Raw genomic sequence first — 11978 nt, forward strand, 5'->3', positions numbered from 1 at the left:
GCTCCTTGTCTGTCGTCCGGGCGCCGTGGGTCGCTGGCGACGCCACCGTCGAGTGCGACCGCCGTGCCGGGCGTCAGCGCGAGAGGGACCGGCCGGTGGGGACCACGGATCGCGTCGAGCACCGGTGGTGCGGCGACGCTGAAGATCCAGTCGCCCTCGCCGGGGACTAACGTGACGGTCGGTTCTTGGTTACGTATGGCCGGACAGATGCATCCGTAGGCGTGGCGGCCGCCGGCGGGGGCCGGCGGCCGGGGACGCACCGTCATTCCGTGGGCTCGGCCCCGCCCGGCCCGGCCGGCCGCTGGGAGCCCCGGGACGTGCGGTGGGCCCGGGCGAGGTGGTCCTGGAGGCGGGCGTGGCGGAACTGGTAGACCGCGCCGGCCTGTCGCAGCACGCCTCGCTCGTAGGCGTCCTCCAGGAAGGTGACGACGGACCAGGGAAGCCGCCCGGTCAGCGGCAGCCAGAACCGGCCGAAGACCAGCCACTGGCCCCACCCGGTCAGGGCGAGCGCGTAGGCGAGGGCGCCGCCGAGTCCGCTGATGAGGCCGAGTTTGAGCGTGGCCGTGGTGTTCCAGACGAGCGGGCCCAGAAGCGCCGGCAGGATCCGCATCGCCCCCCAGGCCCCCAGCGCGACCAGCAGCCCGAAGGTGGGGGCCCAGATGAGGAGCTGGGCGACGACCGTTCGGCAGTTGGTGCGCAGCAGGCCCACCGGGTTGACGGCGGAGCGGACGTCGAGAGGGGTTTCCAGGAGGCTCAGGACGCCGAAGGTGGGGCCGGTCGCCAGGGCGAACACCAGGCCGTAGACGACGCCGTCGTCCAGGCCGACGCGCAGCGTGACCAGGAGGCCGCAGTGGCGGACGACGCCGTTGAGCACCCCCCGCACGAATCCGTAGCCGGACCCGAAGACGACCCCGCACAGCAACCCGACCGCGAGCCGGTGCGCGGTTCTCCGCCCCGTCCCCCCGGCCCGGCCGAACATCTTCAGGCGCACCCCGGACGGCGCCACCGCGGCGCCTCGGGACGCGATCAGGAACCAGTACGTGATCCCGAACATGAGCCCGGCCAGCAGGCCCGCCACCAGCCCGTCCGCCAGCTGGAACCCGACGGGGTCGAAGAGGGTGCCGACGACGGCGTCGACCAGTCCGACCGTCAGGGCGACCGCCACCGCGGTCACCAGCGTGCGCGTGGAGCGGCGGGTCCCCGAACCGAGCCGCCACCACTCCAGGTTGGGGGTGTCGAGCCGGGTGAGGTGGTGGGCGAGGTGGCCCAGCCATTGCCGGGCGCGTTCCGGGTCGAAGCTGCGGCGCGGTCCGCCGCCGGGGCGGTGCTCCGGCCGGGGCCGGTAGACGGTGGTGGTGAACTTGTCGAGGAGGTGCTCCTCCAACTCCTCGGCGCTGCCGAACCGCCGGGTGTCCAGGAGGGCGGCCGGGTCGTGGCCGGAGGTGTCGCTGTAGACGGCACGGGCGAGCATGACCATCAGCGGCGTGGTCAGCACCGCGGCGAGGTTCGCGCCGGCCCGGCTGTCCGGCCGGTCGCGCAGTTCGCGCAGCACGGGGTCCCAGGCGGTCGCCGCCGGGTCCCCGCCCCCCGCCTTGCGCGTGGTGCGCGGCAGGTAGTCGGCCAGGTCACCCGGGGTGAGATCGGTCAGCTGCACGGCGGCGGCGGAGGTGAGCACGTCGGTCTCCGCCACGGCGGCGGCGTACTCGGACGGACGGCTCGTCAGCAGCAAGGGGAGGACGGTGGAGTTGAGCGCCTCCAGGGCGGGGCGACGCAGACCGCCGGCTATCTCGTCGAAACCGTCCAGGACGGGCAGCACCCGGCCGGTCTCGACCAGTGCGGCGGCGAGGCTCGACCCGCCGGGGCCCGGGGCGGCGAGGCCGGGGTGGTCGCGCGTCAGCTGGGCGATCAGCCAGTCCCGCAGCGTGATGGCGGTGGGATCCCATGAGCCGATGCTGAAGATCACCGGTACGGTCCCGGTGCGGCCCCTCGACTTCACCTGTTCCAGGACGAACCGCACGGCGAGCACCGTCTTCCCGGAGCCGGGCCGGCCCAGCACCACCAGCCGCCCCGACGGAACCCGCCGGTACACCTCCACGATGGCGTCCAGTCGCCCGCTCAGGTCCAGCGGGCCGGGCACCGCCCCGGCGGGCAGGCGCCGGATGTTGGCCCAGTGGTCGGTCAGCTCCTCCAGGGCCGGCCGCCAGCGCACCGGCAGCGGGTACGGGTCGTGGACCTGCCGCTGTTCCTCCTCGCGCTGCCAGCGGGCGGCCACTGCCTGCGCGAGCTGCTCGGCGACGTCGGCCAGGGTGCCGTGCGACACCGGACCCCGCGGCTCCGTGACCGGCGCGGCGCGGGCGGCGGAGCCGTCACCCGGGTGTGCGGCGACGGGCGCGACGCGTTCGGCCGACCCGTCATGCGGATACCCGCCGACGGGCTCGGCCCCATCGGCCGGCCCCTCACCCTGGTGCCCGGCACTCGGTGCGACGCGATCGGCCGGCCCCGGACGTCCGGCCACCGGCGCGACGCGTTCAGCCGCGTCATCCGGCGTGTCCGGTTCGTCGCCGGGCCCGGTCCTGCGGACGACGGCCGCCAGCAACTCCTCGCGTTCCTCCGGGGCGAGCCCCAGCGCGTCGGCCAGCAGGCGCACCGTGGTCACCCTCGGGTCGGCGCGTTCACCGGTCTCCAGTCCGCGGACGGTGCGCACGCCCACGCCGGCGCGCTCCGCCAGGGCCTCCTGGGTCATCCCCGCCTCGCGCCGCAGCCGCCGTAACAGCGTGCTGAACTCACTGGCCACAGGTCACGTTCTCCCCCCCGGAACATGTCGTTTCTCCAGGTGGGCGACTCTAGCGCGACCACCGGCCGCATACGGCCGGTCTTGTGGCCTGTCCGTGGCCCGGGCTTCGGGGCCACCGTCGGCGGCATCCCCCGGACCGACCACCAGGAGCACGGAGAGCCGTGATGCCGACGACCGCGACCACCGGCCAACCGACCGTCACCCCGCTCGGACAGCAGGAGCGCAAGGTGCTCTACGCGGTCGGGTGTGGCCTGAGAGACGAAGAGATCGCCGCCGCCCTCGCCATCCCCGAGGGCACCGTGGCCGGGCACCTCACGCGGATCCTCACCAAACTCGGGCTGCCCGACCGGGCCGCCGCCATCGTCCACGCCTTCGACTGCGGCCTGGTCGCCCCCGGCCACGGCCCCCGCCGGCGCACGGCGGGCCCGGTGCCGCGGACCGCCGTCCGCCGGCCGTCCGGACCGCGCTTGCGGATCTCCGTCCTCGGACCGCTGCGGGCGTGCCGCGACGGCCGGCCCGTGGACCTGGGGCACCTGCGCCAGCAAGCCGTACTGGCGAACCTGGTGCTGTGCCCGGGCCGGACGGTCAGCCAGCAGGAACTCCTCGACGGCGTGTGGGGGATGGAGCCGCCGGCCACGAAGGTCGTACCGGTGTACGTCTACCGGCTGCGCAAGGCCCTGCACACCGGAGACGGTTCGGACGCGGTGATCGAGCGCGACCGGTGCGGCTACCGACTGCTCTCCGCAGCGGTCACGGTGGACGTGACGCGCATGGAGGACCTGGTCTCCGCCGCCGGACAGGCCGAGCGGGCGGGCGAGCTGGCCGAGGCGGTCCGCCTCTGCTCCCGGGCGCTGGAGCTCTTCCGCGGGGAGCCGCTGGCCGGCCTGCCCGGGCCGTTCGCCGAGCTGGAGCGGCTGCGGCTGACCGAGCGCAGGGGCGTCCTCGCGCAGCGGAAACTCGACTGGCAGCTGAGGCTGGGCGAACACACCGAGGCGATCGCCGAGCTGTGGGCCCTGGCCGCGGCGCAGCCCCTGAACGAACCGGTCGCCGCCATGCTGATGAGCGCGCTGTACCGCGACGGCCGGCAGGCCGACGCACTGACCGTGTTCGACCGCGCCCGCCGCCGGCTGGCCGAGGACCTGGGCGTGCCGCCGGGTCCGGTCCTGCTGCGGACGCGGCAGATGATCCTGCGCGGGAACGCCGCCGGCCCCGGCGCCATCGGGTCGACGTCGTGAGCTGGCCGGCATCGCGCACGCGCAGTGAGGAACTCCTGCTGGCGAGGATCTCGGCGGCGGCCGGCCGCGAGCGCGTCGGCAAGCGGCGCGCCACCTACTCCGCTTCCGCGCACACGGCCCGTGAGCGGGCCGAGCCGCCCCGTGGCATCCACGGCCTGCTGGCCCGCACCCGGTACCTCCGGTCCGCCGCGCCGAAGGCGGGCCGGGACGCGCGCCTGGACCTGTACGAGCGCGGCATGACGGTGGCCGTCAAGGACCGGATCCATGTCGTCCGCTACGACACCACCGCCGTGTTCCAGGAGATCGTGCCGTGTCAGGACGAGGCGGGGCGGGTCGCCACCGCCTACACGCTCACCGATGTGCACGGGGAACGGGTCGTGCTGGGGGGACGGCCGGAGCGCGGCGGGGCGCCGGCGTGGGGAAGCGAGATCCAGCGGGCCGTCGCCCAGGCCCAGCTGCCCCGTGCCCTGGACGCCCTCGACGAGGGCCGGCGGCTCGTCTTCGGGGACATCTGGCTGTCCGGGGAGGAGATCGGATCCGGGGAGGTGGCCGCGCGGTGGCCGCTGGTGCGGCGGACCGAGATCCGCAACGGGCTCGTCGAGGTCGTCATCGCCGGGACGAGCCACGGGTTCGCCTGCGCGGTGTCCGAGGTCCCGAACCTCTTCGTCTTCTGGACACTCGTCGAGCGCTTCCGGCCGGGCAGCGGGCGCCCGTGACGACGCGGCTGCGACGACGGCCGCCTCAACGAGGCACTTCGGCGGCGCCTCCCGCCCGTACGGCCGCGGCGGTCGCCTCACACAGGCCTTCGAGACCCCCGGGCGGGACACGGACCGGGCCGCCGGTGAGCGTGTACCACTCCTCCGCACCGGTGTACTGGACGCGGACGTCGGTGAGGCCGTCGGGGCGGCGCATGACCTTGAGGGTGAGGTCCCCGGTGACGACGCCGACCTCGTCGGTCATGGCCCCGCCAGGACCGGCGGTCACTTCCCTGCTGCAGCACTCGGGCTCGTGTTCCTTCATGAAGAGCAAGTGTCCAGCATCTTGGTGAGCATGCCGCGCTCCTCGCCGGTGACGGTCAGCTTGTACGTCGACTTCACCGAGATCCAGGCCCGCCCGTACACGCACCAGGCGGCGTGGTCCGGCGGCTGCCACTGGTCGGGCGACTGGTCGCCCTTGGAACGGTTCGACCCGGCGGAGACGGTGAGCAGCTGCGGGTGGGTCAGGTCGTTGGCGAACGCCTTGCGCCGGTCGTTGTCCCACTGGTCGGCGCCCGAACGCCAGGCGTTGGCCAGCGGCACGATGTGGTCGATGTCCACCTCGGACGCCTTGGTCGCCGTCTTCCCGTCGTACAGGCTGTGCCACGTGCCGGAGACGGCCCGGCACTGGTCGTCCTTCTTGACGTTCTTGCCGTCGCGGGCGAGCACGGTCTCCCGGGTGTCGCACTTGCCGCCCTGCTGCGCCCAGTGCGGGAACTTCGCCCGGCTGTAGCCGGACATCGACCGCGGCTTCGCCTCCGTCAGCGCCACCAGCTGCTTCCGGGCCTCCGCCGCCGACGTCAGCCCCGGCCACGGGGCGCTGCCGCCTCCTTTGCCGTCACCCGGCGAGGTCACGGTGCTCGACGGCGCGGCGGAAGAGGGCGGCTGGGAAGTGCTGCCCTTTTTGCCGCAGCCGGACAGCACGACACCGATCACACAAACACCCGCGACAAAAACACCGGAACGTCCATGCCGAAGCGCCACCGCTCCCCCTTTCCGTACCGCGAACCCTGTAAGAACGGCGGCATCTCGGCCAACCAAGCGGCCGGCACCCCGCCTGAAGCGCCCTGTTTCCGCCCGCACTTTACCGTTGGCGCGGATACGGAAACCAGCGGGCACCCGGCGACGGCGTCGTCGTGGGCGTTCTCTTCCGGTCAGACCGGAAACCGTCCCATCACTGAAACCGCACCCCTTTGGCTTGCGTCCTCCACAACACAACCAGGCTCCTCGCGAGCCGGCCGCCGTGGAGAGGACGAGTGGAAATGGGCATCATCGGCTGGATCGTGCTGGGCCTCCTGGCCGGGGCGATCGCCAAGATCCTGCTGCCCGGCCGCGACCCGGGCGGCCTCGTCGGCACCACGCTGATCGGCATAGCCGGGGCGTTCATCGGCGGCTGGCTCTCCGCCAAGTTCCTGCACCGGTCCATCAGCAATCATTTCTTCGACGCGGCAACGTGGGGCTCCGCCATCGCGGGATCGCTGGTTCTGCTCATCGCCTACCGCATTCTCTTCGGTAACTCACGTGACTGAGCTTCCACAACGGCCGCCGAATCGCCGGACTTTCCCCGGAATTCCCTCCGGACTCGCCAGCTGTTCGGCGTGCTGCAACCGATGACCGGTGAGCCGGAAGAAGCGGCTAGGATCCGGCGCATGACACACACGGGGGACGAGACACGACGGTTCGCCACACGCGGCCAGCTGACGGCTTTGGCGTTGCTGCTCGCCGGCATAGCCGTACTGGCGCGGTGGCACGAGGGCGCTGCTTTCTGGGGCGGTGCCTTGCTGGGAACCGCGGGCGTCGGCGGATATTTCGTCCAGTTCGACACTCCCCGCGGCGCGGCACAGTGGCTTCTGGCGGCAGCCGGCTTCTGCATGCTGTTCATGTTCGGCGTACAGCTGCTGGTCGGCGTCTTCGCCTGAGTCCGCCGTCAGTACCCCGGCAGGGACTCCGGCGTTCGGCGGACCTCACCCGTGCCCAGGGCGATCCCGGCCCGGGGCCGCATGGGCTCCTCGCCGCGCCGGGAGAGCAGGACCACCTCTCCGACCACGGCCGACAGCGTCCCGAGCCGGGCGGCGCACTCGGCGGCCAGCCCCTTCGGGTCCTGCGTCCGGCCGAGGGACAGATGCGGGGTGAAGCGCCCGCCTCGCCCGTGGCAGAGCGAGAACCGCAGCTCCAGCGCCTGGTGGAGACGGGCCCACGGTGCCGGGCCCGCCGCGGCCGGATCGAGCCACACCGTCGAGTAGTGCCGGTGCCGGAAGTACCGCACACCGGCCAGACGCGCCGTGAACGCCGCGCATTCGGCCGCTGCGGCGGAGAGCAGCGACAGGGCGCCCGCGAACTCCTCCTCCGGCACGAAGCCGAACAGCAGGTTCACATGCGGCGGCCACCGCCGGACCTGCGGATCGTGCTCCCAGCGGATGTCCTGGATCGCAGGCCACAGCTCCGGCGGCGGCAGCCACGCCACCGCCGTCCGAGCCGTGGGCGCCACCCCGGACGCACCCCACGGCTCGGCCCCGCCGAACACCGCGTTCCCGTCCACACTGCCATGATCCCGGCCGGACCCGCATCGCACGAGTCGGCGAGGGAGGGACGGGACGACACAGGCCGAGGGCGAGCTCACGGCGCGACGGACCCCTGCCACGGCACCCGGCCACCCTGTCGTCGCGCGACAGGTGCCCAGCCGCCCCGGGCGACGCACCTCGCGCGGACATGGCGTTTCACCGGTATTTCAGCGACTCCAGGGAGAGTTGGGGCACCAATGCAGACAGCCAACCGGAGTCATCATGCCCATATTCGGCACTCGGACCCCTGCCCACCTCACGGCCGACCAGCAGCGCGTCGTGCAGCGGAGGCAGGCGCAACGCCACATCTTCTTCGGTGCGGCGTGGATCCTGCTGGGCGTGTTCTTCTCGCTGTACACGTACCTGCGTTCCGAGGGCGGCTTCTACGTGATCTGGTACGGGCCCGCGATCTGGGGGGCCATCGAGATCGCCCGAGGCGTGTTCGCGCTGCGCAAGTGCCCGGAGGAGGGCGGGCGCCCGTGACACCCGCACCCCGTCTCCGGCGCATATGGGTGCTCCGGCTCGTGACTGCCGTCGTCGCGGTGGCGGCGGTGTTCGCCTCACTGCCGGGGGAAGCGCTGCCCGCGGCGCATGCCCTGCCCGTGGCCGCCAAGCCGAAACCGAAGCCGCCGGTACCCGGTGACTGGACACGGATACCGCTCTACGACCACCCGATCAGCCAGTTCGGTTACGAGCTGCGGGTGGCGGCCCGCAAGGCGAATCCCTACGACGAGGCCAACCTGTACAGCAATGCGGTGGTCGGCTTCGTCGACATGACGTCCGAGCTCACCGAGGAACGGGATTCCGGTGACCACGGGCAGGCGTCGGCGCGGCTCAGCGAGAAGTACGGCAACTTCAAGATCGTGGAGGCGGCCGACCAGCCGGACCTGTTCGCGTCCCTGGGGCTGGACCCCAAAGTCACGGCACTGATGGTGGTCCCCCGGCTCAACAACCCGTCGCGCGACGCGAACGGCAAGTTCAACCCGGGTAAACGCCATGCCGAGATGGAGCTCCTCTGGACGCTGAAGAAGAAGAACATCTCCTGGGAGCGGCTTCTGGCCCTGTGGACCGAGCGTTCACCGTGCGCGGCAGGCGACACGTCCTGCTTCCGGCTCCTCCAGACGTACGCGCCGCACGTGAAGGTCTTCGATTCCACCACGCACAAGGACTGGGGGGACGGAAGCGCGAAGCAGAACGCCGAAGACATCCGGAAGGGCCTCGAAGCCGAGCGCGAGCGCAGGGCGAAGCAGAAGTCCGCGCCCGACCCGCAAGCGCAGGCCACGGTCGGTTCCGCCTTCGCCCCCCACACGGCCGACGACTGCCAGACCTCCGGCGCGGGCCGGCTGAAGTCCGGTCCGTCGCTCGCCCTGACGGCGGCGCACTCTCCGCTCGCCCGTTCCGTCGTCACCGCTGACCACCCCTGCGGCGAGGGCGGTTCGGAGAGCGACGCCAAGGCCAAGCAGCCGTCCGCCCTCGCCAAGATCCTCACGATGCCCGAATCCGACCCCGGCGGCATCGACTTCTCCTCGCTGAACCTGCGCTACATGGCCGACACCGGTTCGGCGAAGACCGGCCTGCGCTATTCCATGGGCGCGGCGCCCGTCGGGAGCAGCGGTCAGAACCGGCGTTCCGACGGGGTGAAGGCGCTGAAGGAGACGTCGGACGCGTTCTTCGTCTGGCTGTCACTGCGTCCCTCCGCGTTCTGGGTCAACCTCAACCCCAACGAGCCCGACCGCATCGTCGACTCCGCGTTCGGGCGCACCGACGCCGGACGCATCCTGCTGCAGGCCGACTTGCGCATGAAGAAGACGGTCGCGCAGCTGATCCATCCGGACACCGGACTCGGCTCCGACTACTGGAGCCGGCTCCAGGGCACGTGCATGTCCATGCGCACCTGGATCGTTCCCGGCGAGGCCGAGGTCCGTGCGACACCGGACGAGCTGTACATCCTGGACGCCCCGCTCAAGGTGAAGATGGAGACCCAGTACTTCCAGGGGCGTGGCGCCGGAGGCAGCGCGGCGTGCACGCGGCAGGGGAAGGCCGCGGAGGAGCGCAACGAGTCCCTCTTCCGCAGCATGATCCTGCCGAAGGTGGAGGAGGCGGTGAACACCGCACCGGAATACGCCGACCTGCGCCGCGTCTACCTGAGCCGGGTCGCGGCCGAGTGGTACCGCGACGTCAGCCGCCGCAAGAACGCCACGTACGCGAAGCTCATCGACCGGGGCGACGTCAGCCAGTGGACCACCCGGAGCGGCTGGAAGCCGCGCGACACGTTCGACGCCTACGTCGACTCCTTCAAGAAGGGCGAGTTCAAGGTCACGCGCCGCACGACGGAGGGCGACGCGATCTACGAGAAGACGTACGTGTTCGGTGGCGTCGACCTGTCGAACGTCCCCCTCCGGAAGGTGGACGACGGCCGGTTCAAGGCCGAGTGGCCCGACGCGGCGAAGAGCGCCGAACGGTCGTGGGACCGGCCCGTGCCGGGCGGTGACGGAAGCGCGCGCACCCTCCTGCTGGGCGGCGGCCCGTCACCGGCCGAGGCGCGGAGGGCCGCAGACGGGGGCTTCACCTGGTCGGATGCGTGGGATGTGGTGCCGCTGCGCTGGGGCGTCCTGGGTGCCCTGATCGCCGTGGCCGTGGTGCTCAGGCGGAGGCCGCGCCCACAGCCGGCCTCGCCGGCCCTCGGGCCGCAGCCGTTGGTGGTGGCGCCGCCGACGACGCCGATCGACCCGCGAGGGCTTCCCCTGCCCTTGCGCATCCAGGGTCTGGCCACCGCGCTCTGCTACGCCGTCGGCATCGTGTGCACCGGCAACGGCGTGATGGGCTGGATGGACGACCACCGCGTCTGGTGGGCCCGCTGGCTGCTTCTTCCCGGCATCGCCCTCATGGCGATCGGCCACTACGCGGGACGCGCCCTCCGCCGACGGGCGGCCGCGCGCCCGCCCCGCAGGGAGTAGGACCACCACGGGGCCGGTCCCCGACGGACGCCCCGGGGCGGCGCGAGCCCCCGGGCGTCCGTCGGGGGAGGAGGAGACGCCGCTCCTGCGGATGAACGAGCGGGCGATGCGCGAGGCCGGACGGCACGCCATCGATCTCGTCATCGACCGGATGACCACCCCCGGCTCCCGGCCGCCCTGCCACGCCCCCTCACCCGGCGCGCTCCGGAGCGCCCTCGACGAGCCCCTCCCCTTCGCCGTCGTCGCCACGCTCGGCACGACCGGCACGACCGGCACGACCGGCACGACCGGCACCGGGACCGTCGACCCGCTCGACCACCTGGCCGACGTGTGCCAGGAAGAAGGCCTGTGGCTGCACGTCGACGGCGCCCACGGCGCGGCCGTCGCCGGCACCTCACGCGGTCACCATCTGCGGAACGCCCTCGGCCGGGCCGACTCCCTCACCGTCGACCCGCACAAATGGCTGTTCCAGCCCTACGAGATCGGCTGTGTCCTGCTACGGCGCCCCGAACTGCTCCCGGAGACCTTCGGCGTGGCGCGCCACGCCCTGGACCAGGGGTATCTCCGGCCGGCCCATCCGGCCGCCCCGGCACGCGAGGAGGTCAACCTCTCCGCCTACGGCCCGCAGCAGAGCCGCGGCCTGCGCGCCCTGAAGCTCTGGCTCTCCCTGAAGACCTTCGGCGCCGGAGCCTTCCGTCGAGCCGTCGAGCAGGGTGCGGCCCTCGCCGAGTACGCCGCCGGACTCGTCGAGACCCACCCCGAGCTGGAGCTGGTCACGCCGCCCAGTCTCGCCATCCTCACCTTCCGCTACCGGCTCGGGACGCGTCCGCGCCATGGGACGCCGACGCGGCGCAGGCACACATCAGCCGAAGGGTGTGCGCCGACGGCGGGGCCGTCCTCCTCACCACCACGGTGCGAGGAGCCACCGTGCTACGCATGTGCACCATCAACCCCACCAGCACCCGTGCCGACGTCGCGTACGTGCTGGACCTGGTCACCCGTCACGGCCGCGACGCCTGGCGCGACATCCGCCGCCCCTGACCGGCCTCCCCGTCAGACGATCACCAGCGTCGACGGCCCGGTGATCAGCTGAACCCCGCCCTTCGACGCGCGCCTCAGCGGATCGACCGTGACCTGAGGCCCCGGCGAGGCCACCGCCCGGCCCTTGAACCTCCCCTTCACCACGCGGCCCACGACGAGGACGACCGCCTGTCCGGCCACCTGCTGGACGTTCCCCCCGTGGTAGGCGACCGTCGTCCGCTCCCCGGTGTTCCAGGTGATCCGCTCGACGGTGGTCGCATCGGAGAAGAAGCAGCCGTTCCGCCCGCCACCACTGATCGAGGACGTCCCCGACCGCAGCGCCGGGTCCGTGGAAAGACAGCTGTACGCACCGCTGCCGCCGATCCGGGTCCGCCGCGCCGCCAGCGACAGACCGGGCGAGAACGAGACGGTGTTGTTCCCCGCACAGCTCACGGCGGCGGCAGCGTGCGAAGCGTGCGCCGACGTATCAGGCGCCGCGTGCACCAGCGCGGCCAGCGACGCCGCCACCACGCACCCGAGCCTCCTGCCCCATGGGAACCGTCCGCCCATGTCCGCCCGCCCCTCCCGTGAAGCCACCGCGTACCGAGGGCAGCATCCTTTCGTCCCGGTCCGGAGTACGTCAGGCGCACGACGCG

At 72.5% G+C, this 11978-nt stretch carries 12 protein-coding genes; 7 read left to right on the forward strand and 5 right to left on the reverse strand.

Features of this window, described 5'->3' with window-relative positions; genetic code table 11:
• Positions 1 to 262: 262 nt before the first annotated feature.
• Complete coding sequence (locus CYQ11_RS02090; protein WP_099198056.1) at positions 263 to 2794, reverse strand: helix-turn-helix domain-containing protein; 2532 nt, start codon at positions 2792 to 2794, stop codon at positions 263 to 265.
• Positions 2795 to 2958: 164 nt separating this feature from the next.
• On the opposite strand from CYQ11_RS02090, the gene CYQ11_RS02095 reads away from it, so the two are divergent.
• Together CYQ11_RS02095 and CYQ11_RS02100 are read left to right on the forward strand one after the other, a co-directional pair.
• Positions 2959 to 4029, forward strand: coding sequence for an AfsR/SARP family transcriptional regulator (locus CYQ11_RS02095; protein ID WP_099198128.1), 1071 nt, complete (start codon positions 2959 to 2961; stop codon positions 4027 to 4029).
• Complete coding sequence (locus CYQ11_RS02100; RefSeq protein ID WP_240003222.1) at positions 4026 to 4745, forward strand: DUF6585 family protein; 720 nt, start codon at positions 4026 to 4028, stop codon at positions 4743 to 4745. Before CYQ11_RS02095 ends, CYQ11_RS02100 begins: the two co-directional genes overlap by 4 nt.
• Before the next feature lie 25 nt (positions 4746 to 4770).
• On the opposite strand, the gene CYQ11_RS02105 is transcribed toward CYQ11_RS02100, so the two are convergent.
• Both CYQ11_RS02105 and CYQ11_RS02110 read right to left on the reverse strand, forming a co-directional pair.
• Complete coding sequence (locus tag CYQ11_RS02105; protein ID WP_099198057.1) at positions 4771 to 5049, reverse strand: hypothetical protein; 279 nt, start codon at positions 5047 to 5049, stop codon at positions 4771 to 4773.
• The gene (locus CYQ11_RS02110; RefSeq protein WP_240003223.1) at positions 5046 to 5720 is read right to left on the reverse strand and encodes an HNH endonuclease family protein; all 675 of its coding nucleotides are present in this window, start codon (positions 5718 to 5720) and stop codon (positions 5046 to 5048) included. Before CYQ11_RS02110 ends, CYQ11_RS02105 begins: the two co-directional genes overlap by 4 nt.
• 326 nt (positions 5721 to 6046) lie before the next feature.
• On the opposite strand from CYQ11_RS02110, the gene CYQ11_RS02115 reads away from it, so the two are divergent.
• The gene (locus CYQ11_RS02115; protein WP_099198058.1) at positions 6047 to 6313 is read left to right on the forward strand and encodes a GlsB/YeaQ/YmgE family stress response membrane protein; all 267 of its coding nucleotides are present in this window, start codon (positions 6047 to 6049) and stop codon (positions 6311 to 6313) included.
• Positions 6314 to 6433: 120 nt separating this feature from the next.
• Positions 6434 to 6703, forward strand: coding sequence for a hypothetical protein (locus CYQ11_RS02120; protein WP_146104633.1), 270 nt, complete (start codon positions 6434 to 6436; stop codon positions 6701 to 6703).
• An 8-nt stretch (positions 6704 to 6711) separates the two neighbouring features.
• Here the strand turns inward: CYQ11_RS02120 and CYQ11_RS02125 are convergent, their stop codons facing one another.
• The gene (locus CYQ11_RS02125) at positions 6712 to 7323 is read right to left on the reverse strand and encodes a 2'-5' RNA ligase family protein (RefSeq protein WP_099198060.1); all 612 of its coding nucleotides are present in this window, start codon (positions 7321 to 7323) and stop codon (positions 6712 to 6714) included.
• Positions 7324 to 7567: 244 nt separating this feature from the next.
• On the opposite strand from CYQ11_RS02125, the gene CYQ11_RS29345 reads away from it, so the two are divergent.
• The 3 genes from CYQ11_RS29345 to CYQ11_RS02140 all read left to right on the forward strand — a co-directional run bounded on the left by CYQ11_RS29345 (position 7568) and on the right by CYQ11_RS02140 (position 11395).
• The gene (locus CYQ11_RS29345) at positions 7568 to 7828 is read left to right on the forward strand and encodes a hypothetical protein (protein WP_099198061.1); all 261 of its coding nucleotides are present in this window, start codon (positions 7568 to 7570) and stop codon (positions 7826 to 7828) included.
• Positions 7825 to 10302, forward strand: coding sequence for a nucleic acid/nucleotide deaminase domain-containing protein (locus CYQ11_RS02135; protein WP_099198062.1), 2478 nt, complete (start codon positions 7825 to 7827; stop codon positions 10300 to 10302). Before CYQ11_RS29345 ends, CYQ11_RS02135 begins: the two co-directional genes overlap by 4 nt.
• A gap of 91 nt (positions 10303 to 10393) precedes the next feature.
• A complete protein-coding gene (locus CYQ11_RS02140) occupies positions 10394 to 11395 on the forward strand; it encodes a pyridoxal phosphate-dependent decarboxylase family protein (RefSeq protein ID WP_099198063.1) in 1002 nt (333 codons plus the stop codon).
• Here the strand turns inward: CYQ11_RS02140 and CYQ11_RS02145 are convergent.
• Entirely contained in the window at positions 11356 to 11853 is a 498-nt protein-coding gene (locus CYQ11_RS02145; RefSeq protein WP_099198064.1) for a hypothetical protein, read from the reverse strand. The two genes, CYQ11_RS02140 and CYQ11_RS02145, sit on opposite strands and share 40 nt — an antisense overlap.
• Positions 11854 to 11978 lie beyond the last annotated feature (125 nt).

This window comes from Streptomyces cinnamoneus, from assembly GCF_002939475.1.
Classification (GTDB): Bacteria; Actinomycetota; Actinomycetes; order Streptomycetales; family Streptomycetaceae; genus Streptomyces; species Streptomyces cinnamoneus_A.

Bases quoted from the DNA above. Each gene is read 5' to 3' on its own strand.
- CYQ11_RS02120 (WP_146104633.1), top strand. From the start codon at position 6,434: ATGACACACACGGGGGACGAGACACGACGGTTCGCCACACGCGGCCAG.
- CYQ11_RS02105 (WP_099198057.1), bottom strand. From the start codon at position 5,049: ATGAAGGAACACGAGCCCGAGTGCTGCAGCAGGGAAGTGACCGCCGGT.
- CYQ11_RS02140 (WP_099198063.1), top strand. From the start codon at position 10,394: ATGAACGAGCGGGCGATGCGCGAGGCCGGACGGCACGCCATCGATCTC.
- CYQ11_RS02095 (WP_099198128.1), top strand. From the start codon at position 2,959: ATGCCGACGACCGCGACCACCGGCCAACCGACCGTCACCCCGCTCGGA.
- CYQ11_RS02115 (WP_099198058.1), top strand. From the start codon at position 6,047: ATGGGCATCATCGGCTGGATCGTGCTGGGCCTCCTGGCCGGGGCGATC.
- CYQ11_RS29345 (WP_099198061.1), top strand. From the start codon at position 7,568: ATGCCCATATTCGGCACTCGGACCCCTGCCCACCTCACGGCCGACCAG.